The organism is Streptomyces sp. NPDC042346, assembly GCF_055581845.1.
This window is the reverse complement of sequence record NZ_JBVJEH010000013.1, coordinates 92,535-114,013: the sequence shown is the minus strand read 5'-3', so window position 1 is coordinate 114,013 and position 21,479 is coordinate 92,535. Positions and strand designations below refer to the sequence as shown.

The 21,479-nt window shown below is 70.9% G+C and carries 16 protein-coding genes; 3 read left to right on the top strand and 13 right to left on the bottom strand.

The window, feature by feature from the left end; translation table 11 throughout:
* Positions 1-90: 90 nt before the first annotated feature.
* On the bottom strand, positions 91-927 hold the full coding sequence (gene trpA, locus ACZ6K0_RS37530) for a tryptophan synthase subunit alpha (protein WP_469577939.1): 837 nt from the start codon (positions 925-927) through the stop codon (positions 91-93).
* A gap of 176 nt (positions 928-1,103) precedes the next feature.
* On the bottom strand, positions 1,104-1,868 hold the full coding sequence (locus ACZ6K0_RS37525; RefSeq protein ID WP_469577937.1) for a hypothetical protein: 765 nt from the start codon (positions 1,866-1,868) through the stop codon (positions 1,104-1,106).
* Positions 1,869-2,136: 268 nt separating this feature from the next.
* Between ACZ6K0_RS37525 and ACZ6K0_RS37520 the strand changes: the two genes are divergently transcribed.
* Positions 2,137-2,412, top strand: a complete 276-nt coding sequence (locus ACZ6K0_RS37520; protein ID WP_469577935.1) for a hypothetical protein — start codon at positions 2,137-2,139, stop codon at positions 2,410-2,412.
* Positions 2,413-2,524: 112 nt separating this feature from the next.
* Here the strand turns inward: ACZ6K0_RS37520 and ACZ6K0_RS37515 are convergent, their stop codons facing one another.
* The 11 genes from ACZ6K0_RS37515 to ACZ6K0_RS37465 form a co-directional block, all read right to left on the bottom strand.
* Positions 2,525-3,802, bottom strand: coding sequence for an MFS transporter (locus ACZ6K0_RS37515; RefSeq protein WP_469577933.1), 1,278 nt, complete (start codon positions 3,800-3,802; stop codon positions 2,525-2,527).
* Positions 3,803-3,897: 95 nt separating this feature from the next.
* On the bottom strand, positions 3,898-5,064 hold the full coding sequence (locus ACZ6K0_RS37510) for an NlpC/P60 family protein (protein ID WP_469577931.1): 1,167 nt from the start codon (positions 5,062-5,064) through the stop codon (positions 3,898-3,900).
* A 2-nt stretch (positions 5,065-5,066) separates the two neighbouring features.
* The gene (locus ACZ6K0_RS37505) at positions 5,067-5,888 is read right to left on the bottom strand and encodes a hypothetical protein (protein ID WP_469577929.1); all 822 of its coding nucleotides are present in this window, start codon (positions 5,886-5,888) and stop codon (positions 5,067-5,069) included.
* Positions 5,889-6,187: 299 nt separating this feature from the next.
* Positions 6,188-8,218: a hypothetical protein gene (locus ACZ6K0_RS37500; protein ID WP_469577927.1), complete on the bottom strand. Its 2,031-nt coding sequence runs from the start codon at positions 8,216-8,218 to the stop codon at positions 6,188-6,190.
* Between the two features lie 152 nt (positions 8,219-8,370).
* On the bottom strand, positions 8,371-10,971 hold the full coding sequence (locus ACZ6K0_RS37495) for an ATP-binding protein (protein ID WP_469577925.1): 2,601 nt from the start codon (positions 10,969-10,971) through the stop codon (positions 8,371-8,373).
* Complete coding sequence (locus ACZ6K0_RS37490) at positions 10,968-11,816, bottom strand: hypothetical protein (protein ID WP_469577923.1); 849 nt, start codon at positions 11,814-11,816, stop codon at positions 10,968-10,970. Before ACZ6K0_RS37490 ends, ACZ6K0_RS37495 begins: the two co-directional genes overlap by 4 nt.
* Complete coding sequence (locus ACZ6K0_RS37485; protein WP_469577921.1) at positions 11,813-12,637, bottom strand: cell division protein FtsK; 825 nt, start codon at positions 12,635-12,637, stop codon at positions 11,813-11,815. Before ACZ6K0_RS37485 ends, ACZ6K0_RS37490 begins: the two co-directional genes overlap by 4 nt.
* Positions 12,637-13,224, bottom strand: a complete 588-nt coding sequence (locus ACZ6K0_RS37480) for a hypothetical protein (RefSeq protein ID WP_469577919.1) — start codon at positions 13,222-13,224, stop codon at positions 12,637-12,639. Before ACZ6K0_RS37480 ends, ACZ6K0_RS37485 begins: the two co-directional genes overlap by 1 nt.
* An 11-nt stretch (positions 13,225-13,235) precedes the next feature.
* Positions 13,236-13,466, bottom strand: coding sequence for a hypothetical protein (locus ACZ6K0_RS37475; protein WP_469577917.1), 231 nt, complete (start codon positions 13,464-13,466; stop codon positions 13,236-13,238).
* 93 nt (positions 13,467-13,559) lie between these two features.
* The gene (locus tag ACZ6K0_RS37470) at positions 13,560-14,600 is read right to left on the bottom strand and encodes a conjugal transfer protein (protein WP_469577915.1); all 1,041 of its coding nucleotides are present in this window, start codon (positions 14,598-14,600) and stop codon (positions 13,560-13,562) included.
* A 233-nt stretch (positions 14,601-14,833) separates the two neighbouring features.
* Positions 14,834-16,711 carry a hypothetical protein gene (locus ACZ6K0_RS37465; protein ID WP_469577914.1) on the bottom strand — a complete coding sequence of 626 codons (1,878 nt, stop codon included), beginning with the start codon at positions 16,709-16,711 and terminating at the stop codon, positions 14,834-14,836.
* A 240-nt stretch (positions 16,712-16,951) separates the two neighbouring features.
* Here ACZ6K0_RS37465 and ACZ6K0_RS37460 point away from each other — a divergent pair, with 240 nt between their 5' ends.
* A complete protein-coding gene (locus ACZ6K0_RS37460) occupies positions 16,952-20,242 on the top strand; it encodes a hypothetical protein (RefSeq protein WP_469577913.1) in 3,291 nt (1,096 codons plus the stop codon).
* 283 nt (positions 20,243-20,525) lie between these two features.
* Positions 20,526-21,098 (top strand): hypothetical protein, encoded by a 573-nt coding sequence (locus ACZ6K0_RS37455; protein WP_469577911.1) that lies wholly within the window; start codon positions 20,526-20,528, stop codon positions 21,096-21,098.
* Positions 21,099-21,479: the final 381 nt, after the last annotated feature.

Genomic DNA, 21,479 nt, shown 5'->3' with positions numbered 1-21,479 from the left:
GCAGGGCGGCGCCCGGGCTGGTGTTGGTGGGCAGCTGCTGAGTGGGGCAGCCGGTCAGGTGGGCGTCGCAGCCGCGGCGCCCCTGGATGATCACGCAGAGCGCGGACGAGAGGCGCCGGGCGTGCGCAGGGCGTGCGCGAAGGCCCTGACCTGCTCCACGGCACCGTCGAGTCCCGCCGGCGCGGGACCCTGCAGCAGCGGCCGGATCAGAGGGGAGCCGATGACGACCCCCTCCACGAACGGGGCTACTACTGCGGCGAGCTGGGGAGTCGAGATGCCGATGCCGCCGACCACAGGAAGGTGGGAGTGCTTGCGCAGCCGCGCGGTGAAGTCCCTCAGCGCGGGCAGGTCCAGTTCTCCCTGGTAGCCGGTGGGGGCGGAGGCCGCCGGGGCGTAGATCCAGCCGGAGGCGGCTTCGGCGATCGCGGCGAGCTGGTCGTCGTCAGCGTCGCGCGGGGCGAACTGCGGAGTGTGGATGCCGGCCGCCTGCGCGGCCTCGGTCCATTCACCAGCCGCCGGCGCGGGCAGGTCGGGGATCATGGCGCCGGCAGCGCCGGCCTGGGCGACGTCCTGAGCGAACCGGGTGATGCCGAAATCGAGGACGGGGGCCCAGTAGCTCATGACGACCACCGGGACGCGGGTGCTGGAGGCGGCCAGGCGGATGGTGGAGAAGACATGTGCCATGCGCGCGCCTTGGCTCAGAGCCTGCGCGTGAGCGGCGGAGATGTCCGGACCGTCGAGTTTCGGGGTGCGGTGCGGGACCCCGACTTCGAGGAAGTCGGCGCCGTGGCGGGTGAAGGCGCGCAAGGTCTCAACCCCGGCGCTCCAGTTGGGAAAGCCGGCGGGCAGGAACGCGCCGAGGGCCGGCCGTCGGCAGTGGGTGAGCAGTGTGGTCAGCCCGGTGGCCGCAGGGGTCAGCGTGGTCATGACGAAGGCGCCTTTCGCAGGGCGTAAGGGTGGTGGGGGCCCGCGATCTTGCGGTGGATGGCACGCGTGCGGGGCGACTCGCCGCGGGGCGGCTCAGGGGCTTTCTGGCGGTCTCGGTGACCCTCCGTACGGCGGGCTCCACGCCGGGGCGCCGCGAGGCGCCCCGGCGTGGAGGGTCAGGCCTGGTCAGTGGTACGGCGGCTGGCGCGGTGCTTGCCGTAGCCGACGACGCCCACGGTCGTCAGACCGGCGGCGAACAGCCCGAAGGCGGTGAGAGCCAGCATTTCGTTCCCGTCCGCGCCGGTCTGCGCGAGGCTCCCGGCGGGCGTGACGGTGTCGATAGCGCTGATCTTCTCGTTGGTGCCGCCGTTGGGCTCGCTGCCCGAACCGCCTCGGTCCGTGGCGCCGCTGTCCGGGGTCGGGCCCGGAGTCGGCTCGGTGGTCGGGTCAGTGCCCGGGTCGGTCGTCGGCGGGTCGGTCGGCTCCGTGGTCGGCGGGTCGGTCGGCTCCGTGGTCGGCGGGTCGGTCGGCTCCGTGGTCGGCGGGTCAGTCGGCTCCGTGGTCGGCGGGTCAGTCGGCTCGGTCGTCGGCGGGTCAGTCGGCTCGGTCGTCGGCGGGTCCGTCGGCTCCGTGGTCGGCGGGTCGGTCGGGTCGGTGCCCGGCTCCGTCGGGTCCGTGGTGGGTGGCTGGGTCGGGTCGGTCGTCGGGGGGTCCGTCGGGTCGGTCCCCGGCTCCCCGGTCGGGTTCGGGCTCGTGGTGTCGGACTTCGCCGAGCCCTCCAGCTCCACGCCAGGCGACGCCTCTTCCGCCGAGACGGACGCCTTCGGCTCCGGGGTGTCGGTTGCGGCGTGCGCAGCCGGGGCAGCCAGCGCCGCCGAGGCGGCGACGATGACGGTGGTCGCCGCGACGCGACGCAGCACGCCCGTTCGGGTCTTACGCATGAGTGAGATCAGCCTCCACTGCTGCACGGCAGGCTCGACCGTTCGGCGCACTGCGCGCCAAGGTGAAGTACCTGCTGGTGAAAAGATCTTCGAACGGTTGGCCTGTGGATAAGGTCCGGGGATTTCCGGCCCGGATCCGGCGGGCGGAGGACGCCTGTGGACACGTACGCGGTGCACGAGCCTGCTGGTCGTCGTGGCGGGTTTCGGCCGGGCTCGGTGTCTGGGCAGCTCGTGCCCGTGACCGGGACGGTCCTGCCACCATGGGGAGATGACCGTGATGATCGCGCTCGCCATCGGCACCGTGGCCGGGTACTTGATCAGGTGCTGGCGTCCGGCCCGGCGAGTGGTGCGGTGGGCGCAGGGCCAGGAAGCCGGCACCACGGCATGGTGGCCGGCTCAGCCAGTGCTCGCAGCGGCGGTGACGGTGCTGTTCGTCGTCCATCCGCGCCGAAGCGTGCGTAACGTCCGCTCGTGGCGTCAGGAACAGCGGGTGGAGACGCCGCGGCGTGATCCGGAGTGGGTGGCCAAGCGCCGTGCCTCGTGAGCGAATCTGCCCCGGGCGGCGTGGGGCCCGGCGCACATACGGGGGAATGCGCGCCGGGCGCTGCGCTCACCGTAGCTGGGGGTCCGTGGGTTGCGAGGGCGAATGCCCGAGCTCATCTTGATCCAACCAGCGGCTCGGCTGATTCATACCCGGCGGACTTCGGCTGCGGCCCCTGGGGGGCGAGATGGCGGCGGCCGGCGAGGAGCAGGAGGAGGCCGAGAGCGGCTCCGCCGGCTGCGACTCCAGCGGCTGCGGCAGGGCTCGTGGCGGGAACGAGGCCGGCGAGGGCGGTGCCAGTGGCCTGCCCGAGGCCCAGACAGGCGATCAGCCAGGCCGACGCCTCGGCCAGGCTGTGCCGTGCGACGAGACCGTCGAGCGCATGGAAGCCGGTGACCAAGAGCGGCGCGAGGAAGAGGCCGGGCAGGACGGCGGCCGCGATGGCCAAGGCGGGGGCGGGGTCGGCGAGCATCGGCAGTGATCCCAGCAGGAACCCGCTGCCGATGAAAAGGAGTTGGCGGGCCGAAGAGCCTGGCCATGTCCGGCGTCCGTAGAGCAGGCCACCGGTCAGGCTACCCACGGCGAGTGCGGCGGGGATCAGCGTCGACAGGTAGCTGGCGTGGTGGCGCTCCCCCGCCGCAAGCGCCACCACGTTCAGAGCCCCCAGGGTGATGCCGGCGCCGAACAGGGCCGCGGCCAGCGCTCGCAGGCCGGGGACACGGATCGGCCCGAGCCAGTGCGTGCGGGTAGGGACCGGCCGGCAGTGGCGGGTGGGCGGAGCGGAGAGGAACAGGGCGGTGCCTGCCAGGCCGATTACGGCGGTGCCGATGAGCACGAGGACGGGGCCGGTTACGGCGGCGAGGCCGAGGACGAGGAGCGGGCCGCCGATGAAGACGAGTTCCTGGGCGCACGCGTCAAGGGCGAGTGCCGCCATCTGCCGGCGGGAGTCGGTGATGACACGGGGCCACAGGACACGGAGCGCGGCCTCGAGAGGCGGGGTGGTGACTCCGGCCAGGGCTGCGGTCAGGCCCGCTTGGAGGGGGAGTTCAGCGGGGTTCATGAAGGCGAGGGCGAGGAACGCCGCGGTGGAGGCGAGGCTGCTCGCCCCGAGGGCGATCGTGTGGCCGTGGCGGTCGAGGAGCCGGCCCCACAGGGGCTGTCCGACGGCTGCGGCGAGCCCGTAGACGGCTGCGAGAACGCCGGCGAGGCGGAGGGATCCGCCGGCGCCCCGGACGGAGATGAGGATGGCCAAGGGTGCCATGGCCACGGGGAGGTGCCCGACGACGGCGCCGGCGAGGAGGCGGGTGACGTAGGGCGTGGTGAGAATGTCACGGTAGCGGGTGGTGCGTGCCCTGGTGGGGCGGGGGCGGTGCAGGAGCGGACTTGTGGTCATGTGCGGGTGCGATCCTTGAAGGTTGGGCGCAGGCGTGGCTGGGTGCTGGGATGGGCGCGGCCGCCGACCCGGGCCAGGGGCCGGCGGGCTCTGGTTCAGCCGGCGCGGGGGAAGTAGGGCGGGGTCCAACCGACGTACTTCGCACCCCACTTGCTTTCGATGAGGCCGGCGTCGACGACGTCGATGTAGCCGACGCGGAGGATGTCGTTGCTGGCGACCTTCCCGTCGCCGACGTAGACGGCGATGTGGCCGGCGCGGTGGCCGGTCGTCCAGTACATGAGTGCGCCGGGCGGGGGGTTGCGGTCGCCGTCGTGCCGCATGGAGGCAGGGACGACGGTGTAGTGGTCGATGGCGTAGTTGACGCCCGATTGGTTCCAGCCGTAGACGATCGAGGTGAAGGCGAGGCACATGGCCTGCCACTTGTCGGAGGATCCGGCGCCGGAGTGGTCCTTGGCCCATGCGATGGCGTCGCGGACGGACCGGGGGTTGTTGAGCTGCCACGTTGCGGTGCCGTCGGTGAAGGTGCCGCCGGCGTTCGAGCCGGCCGCGGGCTTCGTGATCTCGCAGCGGTTCTCGCTGGTCACGGGTGCGCCGCTGGTGGTGTCCGCGTCACCGGTCGGCGAGCCGCCTCGTTCGACGTTGATGCCGGCTTCCTTGGCGAGTGCGCGCATGGCGGATTCATGGCCGGCGTAGAGCGTGGGGAAGCCGGACTTCTGGACCTTCTGGGCGGCGTCTCCGAGGGGCATGGTCTCCCAGCCGGCAATGTCGACGAGGCCCGGGTTGGTGCCGCGGCCCATGAAGAAGGACTCGGCCGCGTACGGGGGGCTGGTGATCTGCAGTGGGGTGCCCCAGCCCATGGAGGCGCGCTGCTGGAACAGGCCGAGACTGTCGAGGTGGCCGTAGGTGAGGTTCTGCAGGGTCGATTCCTGCATGGCCGTCATGAGTGCGATCAGGGTCGCCCGCCCGGGCAGGCGGTGCTTGATGGCGACGGCGTCGATCTTCTTCGCGTTCTCGATCTGCGAGGCGCGCAGCGTACCCAGCGCTGCGGCCGTGTCGGTGGAGATTGGGGAGGCGCCCCCAGTGCCGGGGCCGGCGTCCTCACAGCTGGCGGCCTGGGCCTTGCCGGCCGGGAAGAACGCGCCGAGCACGATCAGGCCGACGAGGAGGACGACCATGGCGATGGCGCCGTATTTGATCTGGGCGCCCTTCTTGACCATGCCGGTGGCCTTGAGGGCGCCGCGCGCGAGGTCGCGCTGGTCCACGGCTACTCCTTCAGCCCGAGGACGCGGGTGACCATCCAGCGGGAGGTGACGTCCGCGCGCGCGACCTCGATGGTCAGGTGGCGTGTGTACGTGTAGGGGACGGTGGCCTTGACGTCGAGGGTGACGTCGGCCTGCAGGTACACCCGGACCGAGGTGTCCGGGGCAGGCCGCTGCTTGGCACTGGGCTGCCCGATGACGACCTTGGTGGGCTTGGCCTCGGTGGCCTGGGCGGCCACTAGCTCATTGAAGTCGCGGTCGTCGTGCCTGGTCAGGTTCTCCACCAGCGGGGTGGCGGCGTACGGGGCGGCACGATGAACGGCCGCCTTGTGGCTGCGGTCTTGAAAGGGGCGGCGTGCGGTGTAGGCGGTGACGAACGCCTTGGCGACGGATCCGGGGTTGTCGGCCACGGCGGGCGCGCTCGCGGTGGGTGTGGGCGAGGTGCTGGGCGGCGCCGCGGGGGCCTGGACGGTCGGGGTTGCCTTGGTCTTGCCGGTGTCCTCGTGGTGGTCGGGCATCAGCCAGGCGGCGACGGCCACCGCCGCGGCCATGATCAGCGCGATGACCGGGATGACAGGCGGGGTGGGGGTCTTCTTGCGCTCTTCGCGGATCCACTCGGTGCGCTCGTCGCGACGGGCCGAGCGCCACCGGCGCGTGGCCCTGCGGCGCTTGCGGCCGCGCAGCTCGTCGATCTCGAGCGGGAGTTCTTCCCCGGCGAGCAGCTCGCGCCACTCGGCGGCGGTCTGCGGCACCGGCGCCCGCCCTGGCCTGTCGCTGGACGTGGCGGACGGGGTGCCAGGGTTGCGGAGGTCTTTCTCGTGCGTCACAGAGGGGCTCCATACGGCGGCGCGTAGGGGTAGGCGGGCATAGCGAGGTGGCCCCGGGGCGGGGGGGGGGGGGGGGGGGGGGGGGCCCCCCCGGGGGGTGGGGGCGGGGGGGGGGGGGGGGGGGGCGGGGGGGCGGGGGGGGGGGGGGGGGGGGGTGGGGGGGGGGGGGGGGGGGGGGTGGCGCGGGGGGGGGGGGGGGGGGGGGGGGGCGGGCGCCCGGGGGGGGGGGGGGGGGGGGGGGCCCCCCCCCCCGCCCCGGGGATTTCTCGCAGGTAGGAGAGGGCTTGGCTCAGGCGGGCTCAGGAACTCCCGCGCGGCCGGGGCGGTCCGCTGCGGGTGCCGCCGGCGGGGAGGGCGCCGCCGCCCGACGGACGGCCGGGTGTCCGCGGCGGTCGCGGGGCCGATGGCGCCGGGTACGTGCGGAAGCGGGCGCCGGTCGGGTTGGCGGGCCGGTTGATGACGGTCCCGTGGATGACGGTGGGCCGGTGGGACGGGCTAGCCGGCGGGACTCCGGTGGGCCTGGGTGCGCCGGGACGCACGCTGTAGCCGCCCGTGGTGGTCCCTCCCGCTGCGGTGGGCCGGCGCGGTCCGGGCCGGGGGCCGGTGGCGGGCCGGGTGCGGCGCGCGCCGGGCGTGCCGGGGCTGGCGCCTGCGGGGCTGGCGCCTGCGGGGCTGGTGGGTCCCGCAGGTCCTCCGGGGCGGCCAGGGCCGGCCGTGCCGGTCAGATGTACGGTCGGCGGGTAGCTCGGCGGTGGCGGGATGGTACGGCTGGGGCGGCTTCGTACGCCGCTGGTGCTGGGCGACCCGCTCGGGCTGCCGTCACCGCCGCCGTGTCCCCCGCTGCCGGGGGGATCCGTCCGCCCCGAGGAGCGGCGGTCCGTGTCGCCGAGCCGGCCCCGGCCTCGGCCGCGGCCGGTGACCGCGTTGCGCAGACGGCGGTTGGAGGCCATCCGGCCGATGGTGCTCAGCATGCCCCGGCCGGCCATCTGGGCGCCGCCGGCGGACACGATGCCGTCGAGGCGGCCCTTCACCTTGAAGGCCATGGCGGCGGCGCAGATGTTGAGGGCGCCGACCATGAGCCAGCCGTACGTCGGCAGGAGGGACATCATCGCGACGGAGACGACGAGGACGGAGCCGAGGAGCATGGTCGAGGTGAAGGAGACCATGACGAGTCCGAGGAGCATCTCGAACCACTGCACGCCCCATTGCCGCGGCTTACCCGGTATGCACCACAGGGTGGCGAAGGCGACGCCGCAGACCAGGAGCATCAGGGCGCCGATGAGGCTGGCCAAGGTCGTGAACGCGAGTGTCAGGACGAGGGCGCAGAAGATGACGCAGCTGATGATGCCGGCGATGAGGACGCCGATGCGTCCGCCGGGGGTGTGGCCCTGGCGCCACAGCACCGCTTCGCGGCCGACGGTCTCGTCGTTGAGGGTGCTGTCGAGGAACTCCTCGCGGGCGTCCATGTCGGTGCCGCGTTTGACGACTTCGTTGCCCCACTTCTGGCAGGCGTTGATGGATCCGAGGTCGGCGATGCACCAGGGGGTCGCTACGTAGGTGCGCCATACCGCGTCCGCTGCGCGGCGGACGGTGTTGTCCTTGTCGTCGTCCGACCAGGTGGGTTCTGGTGTCTTGAACGGCATGGCGGCGTCGCCGTTTCCGGACAGGCCAGCGCCGATGGTGGTCATGGCGACGGAGGCGCCGAGCTGGCGTCCGTTGTCGACGCCCTTGACCCAGGTGGCGGGAGCGACGAGGAAGGTGGTGGCGATCGCGGCGGACGCGGCGACCCAGGCGAGCTGTCCGAGCGGGGAGGACTCCGACTTCTTGGCCCAGGCGACGAAGCCGCCGACGGCGACCGCGGTGGGCAGGAACATCGACATCATGGGGCCGGCGGCGGCGCCGATCGCCTTGGAGATGGCGCTTTCGATCTCGGGCAGGCTGACGACGTTGAAGCACCAGCCCACGACCACGACGGCGGCGCGGCCGATGAGGGTGAGGATCTGCATGAGCATGTTCCCGAACCCGTGCAGCCAGCCGTCGATCAGGTCGCCGCCGGTCAGGTCGTCCGAGAGCTGCTTGTCGAGCTGGTAGACCTCGGGGTCGTAGGTCTCGAACAGCGTTCCCTGCCCAGAGGGCTGGAAAGGGCTCGGCATCATGTCGCCGATGCCGCCGGGCTTGTAGTCGTCGGGTCCGTCGGCGGCCGCGGCCGGGGCGAGGACGCCGAGGGTGGCCAGGATGCCGACCGTGGGGATCATCAGGGTGCGCAGCCGCGGCAGGGCGATCCAGATCCGGATCGCCGCGCGGGAGAGACGTTTCAGCAGGTGCTTCATGCCGTCGGCTCCCGGACGTCGCCCATCGGGCCGGGGGCGCCGGTCGCCGCGCGAGCCGCGACCGTAGCGGCCGGGGTGCAGTGTCGTGAGGTCACGGCGGGCTGCCTCCATGGGTTCGCAGGCGGCATCAGCCGGCCCGCTGCGGGTGGGGGTCATGCGGACTCCGACCCTCCCTCCGGCGGGTTGTGGACAGAGTCCACGGAATCGGCGCCGGGGTGCTTCTCGGCGGTCATGGCGTCCTGAGCGGAGGCCGCGTGGTCCTCGGCCTGGTCCTTCGGGTTGGTGGACAGCGCACGCAGCAGCTCGAAGGAGGGGGCGTCCCACTGCATGGTGGCCACCCGGTCACGGCGGTCGCGCACGATGCAGTGGCCGTGGCGGATGTCGCCGTGCGCGTCCTTGCCCACCCCGTGGATCAGGGCCCGGGTGCTGTCGGAGACGGGCAGGCGCAGCAGTTCGGCCATCGCGTCCTGCTGGGAGCGGGTGCTCTGCTCGAAAGCACAGACCGTCGTGATGGCCTCCAGAACACCGTCCATGCCGAGCAGCGACTTCGGGTCCTGGGTGTCGATCGCCAGGGAGGTGTCCAACGCCCTTCCGGTACGGGCGATGTAGTCGATGAACCGGCGGCCGTCGTCCGTTCCGGTGAGCACGTGAACCTCCGGGATTGCCACCACCTTCGGAAGATTTCGCAGGTCAGCACGGGCGGAGGTGTTGAGGGCGTACGCGATCAGACCACGCATCAGGGCCAGGGAGACCCGCTCGGTCATCGTCATCTCGCCCGGGCGGGTGCCCGCCTGCGGCATCGTCAGACCGGGCACCTGGACCAGCCACAGGCCCGGCTCCGGGCGAAGCGGTGAGGCGCCGTCGTGCGGGTTGCCGAGCAGCGGTGCACCGAGCTGAGTCTGCGAGAGCTCGGCGAGCGCGTCGCCGGCCTCGATGGCAAGCGGGTCGCTGCTGGCCTGCAGCGCCTCGACCACCCGCCAGGTCGCCGCGTCCTCGTGCTGGGCGACGGCGTTGCAGGCCCGCAGCAGGTGCGTCTCGACGCCGGCGTCCCGCATCCGCTCCGGCAGGATGATCAGCAGCTGCGAGACGACCTGGAGCGCGGCGTCCCCCTTGGGCAGCAGCCGGAACACATCGGCCACCGCCGGGGTGTCGACGCCGCAGGTGACGTGGTGCGAGTCCAGGCCGAGGTACTCGCCTGCCCTCACCAGGCCGCCCTCGTCGCCCTTGAAGCCCAGCATCAGCGAGAAGGCGCCCTTGAGGCCGGCGATCAACGTCGCCAGCATCATCGAGGTCGTCTTGCCCCGGCCGCTTCGGCCGACAAACGCCGTCGTGGTCGCATCGCCGCGCGCGGAGCCGGCGGTGATGTCGATACGGCACACGCCCGGGGTGGTGCCGGTGAGCAGCCCGGCGATCGGGCCCTCGTCGTCCCCGGCCTCGCTCCCGCCCCAGAACATCGAGGCCGCGAGCGCGTCGGTGGTGCGGATGTGGCCGAGGTCGAGCACGCGGAGCATGTCGCCGATCTGTGCCTCCAGCCACAGTTCTCGCTGCTCCTCGGAGGCGACGACGACGTCGATGGACAGGCCGGCGTAGTGGGAGACGACGGCGTCGCAGCGGGCACGGAGGTCCTCGAGGGACTCGGTGGAGGAGACGATGATCCGCGGGTGGTCCTCCAGGAGCGTCATGCCGTCGCGGGACATCTGCCGGCGCAGGTCCTCCATGACGGCTTCGGTTTCTTCGGTCTCCGCGAACGTCTCGCCGGCCGACCCTTCGGCCGCGCTGCGGCGCTGCTCCTTGGCGGACTGGCGCTGCTTGTCCACGGACTTGATCGCATTGCCCTTCGTCCACACCGTGAACCGCACGCTCGCCTCGGGGCAGACCAGGGCGTCATCTCCGGTGACGGGGTGGGTGTAGCTGATCTCCGAGAGGCAGCGCAGCCACTCCTGCTCGCCGGGGGTGATGAGCTCCTCGGGGAACGCCGGCATCGCCAGCACGCTGACCCAGGCGGCGGTCTCGCCGCGGGCGTCCATCATCCGTACGTGATCGGCGTGGGGGATGGCCTTGGACTGGGTGAGGCGGACCAGGGAGGCGCCCTGGATGGTGGGCAGGTGCGGCGGGGCGGGCTGCGGGCGGAAACTCTCGCGGGAGACGGCCCAGGCCAGCAGCTCGGCCGGGGCGATCCGGGCCCGCCAGGGCGTGGCCTCCAGGCGGCGTTCCATCCGCCGGGCCAGCCCGTCGAGGTGGGCGAGCTCGGTCTCGTCCAGGCCGGTGTGCCCGACGCCGAGCGCGCCGGCGACGCCATTCTTGATGGTGGCGTTCGCCGCGGAGTCCCGTTCGACGAGACGTATGCCGAGCAGGATGTGCCGCTGCGGCAGGTCGAGGGAGTCCAGACGGCGGGCCCACATGTCGGCGACCGCCTCAACGTCCCCGGCGGTGAAGATGCGCCGTGCTTCCTCGCGGTAGTCCTCGCCGTCCAGGCGCGCCCAGATGATTTTGAGGTGGCAGTCGTAGCCGGGCAGGACCTTGGCGAGCGCGAGCGCGGCCGCGTCCTGCTCGATGTCCTGACGGTCTTCCGGCATGAGGTCCGTGTTGGAGGAGGAGAGCGTGAACCACGCCTCGGCGCCGACGTCGGTGACGACCAGGCCGTCGGCGATGGCCACCAGCTGCGGTTCCTTCATGAGACGTTCGGCGCCGAGGCCGAGGAGCCGGCCGAACTTCGACGCGGACTTCTTCGCCGCCTTGCTGCTGGTGCTCATCGGTGGGACTCCTTCGTGCGGGCGGCGTGCTGGTCGCGGGTTGCGAGGCGGGCGGCGGCGTGATCGCTGATCCGGGCGGCCTGTACGAGGCGGTGGGTGCCGTCGCGGGTGAAGTGGTGCCACAGCCCCGGGCGAAAGCCGGTGCTCGGCGGTCGCGTCTGGTCGGCAATGCCGGCGATCCGCCAGGTCCGTGCGTCGGGCTCGATCAGCAAGCGGGTGGAGAACAGGTCCCGGGCCAGTCCGTTGAGCGGTCCGGGCAACTCCCGGCAGGCGAGGACGACCTGGATGCCGGCGAGGCGGCCGTGGGCGAGGACCGCGGTGAGCGCGTCCAGGGCCACACCGTTGGGCCGCGGATCGACCCGGTGGTCCAGGAGGACCTGGGTGGTGCCGTCGTTCTCCACCAGCAGCAGGCGGCGTGGGCCGGGTCGGCCCTTCGCTGCCCGGCTGCGGGCCTGGTGTGCCAGGCCCATCAGGTGCCGGTGCAGCTGGTCGGGCTCGTCGGCGTAGGCGATGTGGTCCAGGCCGCGGGCCCAGGTGTGCGAGACGTGGTGGACGTCGAGGATGTCCAGGTGCTGGCCAGCCGCGAGGGCCTGCGCGCCGAGGCTGCGCAGCAGTTCGGTGGTGCCCATGCCGGGTGGGGCCACCACCAGGACGTGCCCGCCGGCCGGGGTGAGGTGGACGGCGGTGCCCTCGGCGTCGAGGCCGATCAGTGGGTGCTCGATGTGACGGATGGCCTCCTGGCCGGCGCCGTACGTCAGGTCGACGTGCGGCTGCGGCAGGCGCGGTGAACCCGGCGTGCTCGGGGTTCGCGGCGGGGTGGGGCGGCGTCGGGAGAAAAGCGTCATGCCCCCTCCCCCGCCTCGATGACGCCGCGGGCCAGGGCGCGGGCCTCCGCGTCGCTGAGGTAGAGGGCCTGGAGGGCGGTCGTCTTCTTGTCGGCGACGACGTGCATGCGGCCGGGGATGAGGGAGTAGGGCGGGATGGACCACACCTCGGGGGCGACGCGCTGCCACAGGGCGGCGCCGCCGTAGGCGAGGATCCGGGTGGGGAAGACGTCCTTGACGGGGACGGCGCCCAGGCCCGGCAGGCCGACACGCGGGTTGCCGGCGAAGATCTGGATGCCGAACGCGGGGCCGGAGGCAAGAAGCACGCCGAGGGCCTCGACGCCGGGGGCTTCGTCGAGCTGGGTCTCCGGGCGGGTCTGGGACCAGTACTCGCGCAGTCCGTACGTGACGGTGCTCAGATGCTCGATCACCATGACGCGGCGGCCGCGCCAACTGCCGTCCCAGGTGCCGGTGCCGTCATGCAGGGCGGCCACGTTGATCAGGAGGTGGTCGTGGATTTCCTCCATGCGGGACAGGTAGCGCACGCCGGGCAGATCACGAGCCCACTGGTGTCCCACGCCGCCCGGGTCGATGAGGTCGACGCTCGCGCCAAGCGCGAGGGCCTGCGCGGTCAGCGACCGCAGTGTGGTGGTGGTTCCGCCACCGGCTCCGGTGGCGACGAGGACGTGCTCGGCTCCGGCGGGCAGCCTGACGGGACGGTCGCCGTCAGCGAGGCCGAGCAGTGGGGTACGCGCAGCGTTCAGCGCGGGCAGCGTGAACGGGTCCGTGAGGCGCACCGACTTGCGCAGGGCCTGAATCGAGATGGAGGTCTGGGAGCTCATCAGCTGCTGCCCTTCGGTACGGGCCGGGCGGCGCGACGGCGCCGCTTGGCGGTCTTGGTGCGGGCCTTGGCGACGGCATCGGGGCCGTACATGCGCAGGCGGGGCCTCAGGTGGGCGGGCGGGCCGCAGGACTCGGCGGCGTCCGGTGTGTCGCCGTCGGTGGTGAAGTACGAGGCGAAGGCCGGCATCTCGGCGAGCTGCGGGGCCCGTTCGGCCAGGCGCTGTGTACGCAGCCGCAGCCCGATCTTCGGGGCGGGGATGCGGCCGCGGCCGATCACGGGGCGGACCCCGTGGTTGAGGAAGTTGAGCCGTACTCCCCAGATCAGGAGGTTGGTGCGCCTCCAGTACGTGGTGGAGCGTTTCGCCCCGTAGTAGGTGATGAAGAGCGGCGGCAGCAGGAACAGCGGGATCGCCGGCTTGAGGGGGATCCCGAAGAGCAGCAGCCAGGCGCCCCACCACAGCGGGAAGACCACGGCGCCGTACTTCAGGGTGGTCCGCGGCAGGCCTTCGCCCAGGTCCAGGCCCAGCAGTTCGTGCTGCCGGGTCTCCAGGTCCCAGTGCCGGGTGTAGGTGTGGGAGGTTCGCATCGCCGTCGCCCTCAGCCCGTGAAGACCGTGGCGATCTTGGCGCCGATGAACTTCAGGATGTTCACGGCCTGCGCGGGGGTGAAGATCATGACGGCGACGACGGCGCCGCCGACCAGGTGTGTGATGAGCGCGCCCCACTCCTTCTTCATCCAGTGCCCGAAGCCGCGGACGGCCAGAACGGCCACGAAGAAGGAGCCGACGACGGCGAGAATCCAGGAAACGAGCGCGTTTTCTCCGCCCATGGGGGATCCACTCCTTGGGTTGGTAGGGATGGGTGTTGCCGGGCCGGCCAAGCGGCGGGCCCGCGGCAGTCGCCGCAGAACGGGCGGGTGCGGCTACGCGGTCTTCGCGGTGATCGCCTCGACCTGCCAGCGGCTCGCGCTGCTGGCCGAGACCTTGGTGAGGGTGATCTGGTAGGTCTGCTGGATCTGGGCGCCGCCGAGCTTCCAGCGCACGGTCGCCGTGCCGGTGCGCTTGTCGCCGCTGCCGGCGTCGATGACCCAGGTGTCGAGGCTGTCGAGTCTCAGCCCGGGGCCGAGCGGCTGGATGTCGGCGCCGGGCGCCGCCGCCTGGTCCGCGTCACCGGCGGCCCAGGACTTCAGGAAGTCGGCGACCGTCTCGCGCGTCAGCCCGGAGAGCTGGGAGTCGGCCTCGGGCACGTTGGGGGCCTTGTACTCGGCGGCGGTCGGCATGCCGACCATCGCGGGCTGCCCAGTGACGACCACCCGGCCCTTGCCTAGAGCGACGGGCACCTCCATGCCGCGCCAACTCGTCGCGGTCCGGGCCTTCTTGCCGCTGCCGGTCACGACGCTCACCCTGACGTCGACGCGGACACGGGCCCGCTTGCCGCCGACCTGGGTGACGGTCCCCGGAATGGTCTGCGCCACCAGCTGGACGCCGGCGCCGTTCCAGCCGAGCTTCGGGTCGATCCCCTTGGCCAGGTCGGCCTCGAGCTCCTTGGCCCGGGCGTCGGGGTCGGCCGCGTTCCAGGTCATGTACGAGCGGGCGAACCGGGCGGCGACCTGCTGCGCCTCGGCTTCGGGCACGTTGTTCTTCCTCGCCTCGGCCTGGGGGTCCGCCTGCTCGATGGGGGCCGGCAGCTTGGCGGGGAAGATCCACGTCCGTACGCCGGTGAACGCGGCCAGGCCGATGACCAGCCAGATCGCCACCCGGCCCGCCTTGCGTACAGCCGAGCGTCCTGAGGACTCCTCCTCCTCCGCCCAGCCGAGCGCGGCCGGCGCCCGCGCCGGCGTCCTGCTCTTCTCGGATTCCGGGAGCGGCGTCCATACCGAGACGTCGCCGGACGCCGTGTTTTCTTCTTCACCGCCCTTGGGTTCTTTCGGTGGAAGATTCAGCATCTTCCGCAGCGCACTCATCCCGTACTCCTCGGCCAATTCTCAATACCCGACCTCCGCGCATAAGGGCATGACGGGTCGCCATGCGGCCTCACGCTTTTCGCGGAAAGCTCACACGGGAAACGTAAAAGCGATGGCCTGTGGATAAGTTCCGGCGAGTTGGCGCCGCCGCCTCCGGGTCTGCTGTGCGGGCGAAATGAAGAAGGGGGCCACGGGAAATCCCGTGGCCCCCTTCGGGGTGCTTGTGCCGCACGTCAGTCGTCGCCGTCCTGCTCGTCGATGTCGTCCGGGTCGGCTTCGGCTGCGTCGTCGTCGGGGCCGGCGGGCCCTTCGGGCTCCACGGGCCCGTAGTACTGGGCGAGGACAGCCAGGGCGAACAGTTCCTTGCCGTCGACGACCTGGCCGGCGGGGAAGTTCTTCCGGCGCCGCTTGTGCTGGCGCATCAGCTCGGCGCTCACCTCGATCCCCTGGGTCGCGAGCCTGCGGGAGATCTCCGCCAGGGGCAGCAGCTCGACCTCCGGGGCGGTCTCGGGCGCGGCGTCCTGGGCCTCGGCCGCCTCCAGGGCCGATGCGTCCTTGACCATGCTCACCGGCGCCTCTTCGTCCTCACCATCCTGGCCTGCGGATATGACCTGTGCGGGGGATTCCTTCGTGAACAGGGGCGTGGACTTCTGCAGGAGGGACGGCAGCCGCTGCGGGCTGCGGGCCGGCGGCGCGCCGTACAGGTCCTCGGTGCTGTAGCCGAACTGCTTGCGCAGCTCCATGCTGTGGGCCCGGAAGTCCTCCGGGTCCGCGTAGGGGACCTGGATCCAGACCCGGCGGTTACCTTCGATGATCATCATGCGGCCGGCCCGGTCGACGGACTCCGGCACGGGCGTCGTGTTGACGATCATCTTCCACTGGTTCGCGTTGTAGTTGCCCATGAGGATCATCCGGAACATGTTGCGCAGGCCCCGGGAGCCGACCGCGGCTTCCCGCAGGTCCTGGAACACGCCGATGATCGTGACGTTGACGTGCCGGCCCATGCGCATGATGGACGCGATGTCGCCCCAGATGGGGTCGCTGGCCGGCTCGCCCTTCTCCTTGTTCTCGTTCCACCACTCCTTCGACGCGTCGCCGAATTCGTTGCCCTCTTCGAGAATGAGAGTGAGCCGGTCGAAGTTCTTTCGGGGGTTGCCCTTCTTCACGTAGTTCCGGGCCTCCACCTCGCGGGCCGCCCAGGAAATCGCGGACCGCATGTCCCCGATATTTCCGGGGTCGGTGTAGAGGTGAACGCCTTCTACGCCCTCGAAGCAGTTGATGGACGCCATCTTCACGTCGATGCCGATGACCGTCGCGCGCTGCCGCACGAGCTGCGTGATGATCATCTGGAGGAAGGAGGACTTACCTCCACCCGAACCGACTGAAAGGGCCCACATCGCTGTTTCGCCGGTCATTTCCTTGATTACCGGACGTTGCCGCTCGTCGATGCCGAGCACGAGTTGTCCCGGCTCGCACGCGGCGATCGCCTTCTGCACGACATCGCTGAAGAAGTCGACCCGCTCCGGCGGCTCAAGGGCAGCCTTCGGTTGCTGAAGCGTGAACGTCACGTTGAACGGATGGGTCTTGAGGTTCCAGGCCCCTGTCCAGATACCCTGGCCACCCATCCGCTCCTGGACCATGTCACGCATCTGCGTCTTGTAGTCGCCGGCATCACGCCAGCCGTCCGGAAGCCCGATCTTGACGAACGAACGGTCGATCGGAATCGTCAGCGCCCGGAGCCGCTGATGGTCATCCCACTCGGCGAGATGGTCTTTGAGCGCCATGGACATCGGGATCACCACCGACCGCATGTGCTGGCGCCGGCCGCGCCCGCGGATCGCGGCGATCACGATCACTGGTACGGCCACGGCCGCAGCCACGACGGACACCCGGATCACGCGGTCGTGGTCCTGGATCCACCACCACATCCACGCCGCCCAGCACGCCCAGGCCAGGAACACCAGCCGCAGCAGGGCGATCCCCCATCGCGGCAGGCTGCCCGGTGGTCTCGGCTCACCGTCCAGCGGAGCCCCGCTGACGAACCGCCCGAAAGCCACCGCCCCCTGCTCCAGGCCGCCTTCGAGCTGCTTGTCGAACTTGGTCTGCGCCACGGCCCACATCCCCTTCCACGCTCGGCTCTTCACCCGCTCCCGCACGCACGCGGAAGGGCGATCAGCAGCGAACGTAGGAAGATCATCCTGTGGACAGAGTCCAAGGACGCACAGCTCCAGGCCTACCGAACTGGCCAGGGAGAGCTGGTTTGCTGCGGAGGCGGGCAACGCAGCGGCCGCGGTCTGCCACTTCGCTGATGTTCGGGACATCGGGTCAGGGTCGCGGTCTACGGTGTCCTCGTGAATCATGCGCGCCCCGTTGCAGGCGAGAGTCTCGCCCCTGTAGCCGCCAGCCTCTCCCCCGACCTTGAGCTCGCGCTGCAGTCCCGCGGCAAGCCGGGCGAGCGAGCTCTGCGCTTGCTGCGGGACGCCTCCGAGCTGCTGATCCGCCCGACCGAGCGTCATTCTCCCTACGTGATCATCCAGTTCTGCCTGCGGGGCGCGATCGACAGCGTGCTGAAACTGGCGCCCAAGGGCGTGCCCGGCATCAAGGACGCCTCGGACAGGGTGATCGCTTCGGCAAAGGTGGTGGCTGCCTCATGGAGTGCTGACGGTCCGGTGCCCGCCGAAGCCCGCGACGAGCTCGTCGCTGCCGTCGCTCACTACGAGCAGGAGGAGGCCAATCGTGGCGGGCAGCGGATTCGCCAGGTCGACTTCTTCGTGCAGCAGCAGACCCGTCGAGCCATGGGGTTGGCGGAGAGCGATGCGGCCAGGAACTCCTGGAGCCGGTTCTACTCGGCCACGTCCGCTGTTGTGCACGGATCCGACCGAGGCGCGAGTCCTGGGGAGACACTGAGTCGCTTCAACGGAGTGGTCGCCGCCTTCGAGCAGCTGTTCGTCGGGCTGCCGGAGCGTGCAGATCGGCTGCGCGAACTCGCGCTGATGACTGATCCTTCGCCGGCGGAAGCCGAAGAGGTCGCGGGGTGGACCGACCCGCGAGCGGGCGACTACTTCTTCCGCGCGGCCGTGAGCGATCGGTGGCTCGACGTCCTGCCGCCGCAGCGTCTGCTGCCTGAACCCACCCACTGGCCCGCTCGGCAGTATCTCCAGCGGCTCCTGCTCGACGACGCTGAGAGGGTGTGCGAATGGGTGGGGGCGCAGCTGGAGGCCCTCGCCACGCGAGGGCCGTCGGCAATCAGCATGGCGGTGGGCCTGATCAGCGATGCGGGGATGGTCGCGTGCCCTCTGGTGCTGGCCATCGTGAGGAAGCATCCTGACACGCGTGTCCTCCAGGTCGCGGGGTACTGGGCTCGCAGCATCGCCGTGCCAGACCGGACGGGGCAGTGGGTGCAGGTCGTTGAGGCCGTCCTGGGATCTCCCGGCCTGGACCGGGGAGAGACCTGGGATCTCGGGCAGCTGCTGCGCGCGGTGTGCGAGACCGTGCACCCGGCCGGGCAAGTGCGGCTGAGTACGGACCGGCTAGGGACGCGGGTCCGCTATGCCGTCGCGACTGTGCTGACCCCGCTCATCGCCGACGAGATCGCCCATTTCGAGGTGGCCGCCGTCAACGCGCTGTCGGATGTCACGCTCGCCAACCCACCGCATTCCCTCGCCGTTGCGGTGCTCCGCGCCGTTCTGGACATCGCGCGTGAAGACGCCCGGCTGGGCATTGCGCTCCAGGACCGGCTCAAGCCTCTGGATTCCCAGGTGGCGGCGTCGCCCATCCGGAATCGGGTGAAGGCGGTGCTCCTCGAGGAGTCCTACACCTGGGACTCCTCGGAATCTGGGCGCTCAGAAGCATGGTGGGACTCCGCCATCGAACTCGCCGGCCAGATCGTGCGCACCCCGTCGCCGCGGGCCGACGAGTTCGACTTTCTCACTTTGGTGAGGGACGAATGTCCGCGTGAGCGGCAGCTCGATCTCGACAGCGCTGTCCGGGATGCCTTCGGCACGCCGCCGACGGTTCAGGAGGTCGAGTCCTGGAGGACCCGTTACGAAGCGGTCCGCGAACCGTTGCCGGATGCCTGGCACGGTATCTGGTCCCTTCATGCCGCCCTTCCTGTCAGCATCGTGGATGCCTGGCAGCCCCTGCTTGATGTGCTGCGGGGCCTGCCTGGCGTGCAGGTGCCCGCTCGTCCTGAGCCCATCGTCACGTCGTGGGTAGAGGAATACGGTGGTCTCCCGGCCCCTGTCTTCGAGGTGGTCGTCGCGGAGCAGGGCCCTGCTGCCGCCGTCCGGCTCCTGATGAACAGCGAAGTCCCCCGGGAGCGCTACGACGAGGATGGGGCTCGTAGGGGCCTGCTAGGCGACCTCGTCGAGAAGAACCCGCCGGCCTGGGCTGCTGATCCGGCCGGTGTGACGGCCGTGGCGTCTCCGGGACTCCAGGCTTCGTACTTCAACGCGCTGTCCATCGCGCAACAGAAGAAGACCTTGCCGGCTGATGCTCTCAAGCCGGTCACAGAGGCTGCCTTCGCGGTCCGGCCGGCCGCTGGCGAAGTGGGCACCGAACTGCTGGGAAGCGCAGTCTGCGGTCTCCTGAACCGCTCGTGGCACTCAGGTCTGCAGCTGGAGTGCGCTCCAGCGGCTGTCGCGTGGCTTGTCAACGTTGTGCGTTCCTGGTCGCGGCCGCGGACCACCGAGGGCGACGCCATCCTGGAGGCAAGTGCCCAGACAGGTGGAGCCGCCCTGTTCGCGTTGATGGCGTGGGGGATTCAGCTTGCGCAGGCAGCGGATGCGACGTTTCCTCAGGAACTGCGTGACGTGCTCAATCAGATCCTTGACGCCGAACCGGACGACCAAGCGCTCGCGGTACTGGGCCAGTGCCTGGTCCAGCTGGTGGTCTCGGACCCTGAGTGGGCAGACGCCCGGTCCGATGCGCTGTTTGCCTCAGATGCCCCTTGGCGGCCGGCGCGTGTCTGGCTCCGAAGCGGGCTGCCTCACTCTGCACTCCTGGCCAGGATCGACCGGTCCGCGCTCTTGGAGGCAGCCGCAGACGCGCAGGCCGAACCGGTGGCCGACAAGATCGCCATCGCGCTGCTGGACGGCTCTCGGGCCCTGGACCCGGCCGGGGAACTTCTCTCGGCGCTGGCCGATCAGAAGGAGGGTGCGGCCGCCGTAAGTCGAGTGCTCTCTCGTGTCGCCGGCTACGTGCGCCGATCTGACGTGTCGGAGCAAGTATCTGACCGTGCGGCGGAGGTGTGGTCCGCCGCGCTAGATGCCGGTCTTCCGGCAGGTGCGCTCAGCGGGGTCGGGCGCTTCGCGTACGCCACAGCCTTCGACGATCAGCGCTGGCTGAAGTTGACGGCGCGCACCCTCGAACAGCAACCGGTGCTGGAAATGGCCTACCGTGCCGCCGAGCGTGCGGCTGATCATCCATCCAGTCGACAGGCGCTGATCATTTCGGCAGCGATGCTCGAGGCTCCAGCAGACCAGTTCCATGAGCTGGAGATTCGGCGGCACGCCGCTCGGGTGTTTGCCGCGTCCGGCGAGATGGACGCACCTGAACGCGAGCTTCTACGGGTCGCCCTCATCAACGCTGGGGCGATCGAGGACGCGTACGGCGACTCACGACAACCGAAGCGGGACTTGTGACCGAATCGGTGCGCTGACCTGCTGCTCCTGGGCCGCAGCGGCAATCTCTGCGGCGGTGGCGGTCAGCCGCAGACTGCGTCGTCACAGCCAGACCAACAGTCTGGTTCGGGGACCGAGGCCGCCCCGGTGCGTCGCGGACACCAGTCATCCGTCCGCCCGCTGTCGAAGGCGGGCACGCGGCGAAGACCCTGCCCCCGGTGCTGGCCTCCAGCAAGTGGCTGGCGCCGGAGCGGAGTTGCTGGCGTCGTGCCGGGGAGACTGCCGAAGCCGATACCGTCGGAGCATGAACCCGACCTCATCCACCGGCCCGGTCGCCCGGACGCCCGCCTACTGGTCGATGCTGGAGCGGGAAGCCGACGACTTCTCCCGAACCCGAGCTACGAACCCGCTCTGTATCTGGTCCGATGTACAGCGCCTGGGGATGCTTCTGCACCCGTACGGTCCGAGCGACCTCCTTGACCTATGCACCCTGCTCGTGTTGCGCGCCGTGGACCGGTGTCCCACGGAACTCCGACACGGCCGGGGCCGACCGGACCTTTCCAAGCTCATCAAAGGCAAGTCCGACGCGCTCACCACGATCGACGCCGCGTCCTCCGCGAACGCGCGGCTACACCGGGGGGCCGTGACTGCCGACGACCTCACCAGCGCCGAGGAACAGGTCGAGCGCATCAACGTCCTCGAGCCGGTAGTGGCCGCCGCCCTCCAGACTCGAACCGGGCATCCCAAGGCGCGGCGCAACGTCCGACGGGCCCTCTCCGAGCAGGGCGATGGCGCCCGCGAGGCTACAGCGATCTTCGGAATCCTCAGCGACGTCATGGAAAGCGTCGGCCGCAAGACGGCTCGCTCCAGGGCCTGAGTCCTTCCCCTGCAACGCGCGGGAGCGGTGCTCGGCATCGAGCCGGAGGTCATCACAGGCATCGCAGCGGCATCGGGGGCGCGCCAGGCCCAGCGATCCTGACGCTCGGCGCCGATGTCGGCGACAGCCGGCCGCCGCTTAGAATCGATCCTGACGAAGAATCGAGCGTTTCGAACAGAGGTGCCAGTCCGAGCAACGCCGCTTCCAGCCCGCCCGTGAGCGCGACGGCGCCGACACCGTCACGGAGGTTGCGCCGCGCACACGGGCCGGAGCGGCTGGCCAAGCACAGGCTGCACAACTGACCGGGAGCGCATTCAGCTTCGTGAAGGCCATGGCGAGCACTCCCCCACTGCCTTTCGGCGAGGAACGGGAGGTCGCCGC

What these genes read in the sequence shown, in the direction of transcription:
- trpA (WP_469577939.1), bottom strand. Translation starts at nt 927, where the DNA reads ATGACCACGCTGACCCCTGCGGCCACCGGGCTGACCACACTGCTCACC.
- ACZ6K0_RS37525 (WP_469577937.1), bottom strand. Translation starts at nt 1,868, where the DNA reads ATGCGTAAGACCCGAACGGGCGTGCTGCGTCGCGTCGCGGCGACCACC.
- ACZ6K0_RS37520 (WP_469577935.1), top strand. Translation starts at nt 2,137, where the DNA reads ATGACCGTGATGATCGCGCTCGCCATCGGCACCGTGGCCGGGTACTTG.
- ACZ6K0_RS37515 (WP_469577933.1), bottom strand. Translation starts at nt 3,802, where the DNA reads ATGACCACAAGTCCGCTCCTGCACCGCCCCCGCCCCACCAGGGCACGC.
- ACZ6K0_RS37500 (WP_469577927.1), bottom strand. Translation starts at nt 8,218, where the DNA reads ATGAAGCACCTGCTGAAACGTCTCTCCCGCGCGGCGATCCGGATCTGG.
- ACZ6K0_RS37495 (WP_469577925.1), bottom strand. Translation starts at nt 10,971, where the DNA reads ATGAGCACCAGCAGCAAGGCGGCGAAGAAGTCCGCGTCGAAGTTCGGC.
- ACZ6K0_RS37490 (WP_469577923.1), bottom strand. Translation starts at nt 11,816, where the DNA reads ATGACGCTTTTCTCCCGACGCCGCCCCACCCCGCCGCGAACCCCGAGC.
- ACZ6K0_RS37485 (WP_469577921.1), bottom strand. Translation starts at nt 12,637, where the DNA reads ATGAGCTCCCAGACCTCCATCTCGATTCAGGCCCTGCGCAAGTCGGTG.
- ACZ6K0_RS37480 (WP_469577919.1), bottom strand. Translation starts at nt 13,224, where the DNA reads ATGCGAACCTCCCACACCTACACCCGGCACTGGGACCTGGAGACCCGG.
- ACZ6K0_RS37475 (WP_469577917.1), bottom strand. Translation starts at nt 13,466, where the DNA reads ATGGGCGGAGAAAACGCGCTCGTTTCCTGGATTCTCGCCGTCGTCGGC.
- ACZ6K0_RS37470 (WP_469577915.1), bottom strand. Translation starts at nt 14,600, where the DNA reads ATGAGTGCGCTGCGGAAGATGCTGAATCTTCCACCGAAAGAACCCAAG.
- ACZ6K0_RS37455 (WP_469577911.1), top strand. Translation starts at nt 20,526, where the DNA reads ATGAACCCGACCTCATCCACCGGCCCGGTCGCCCGGACGCCCGCCTAC.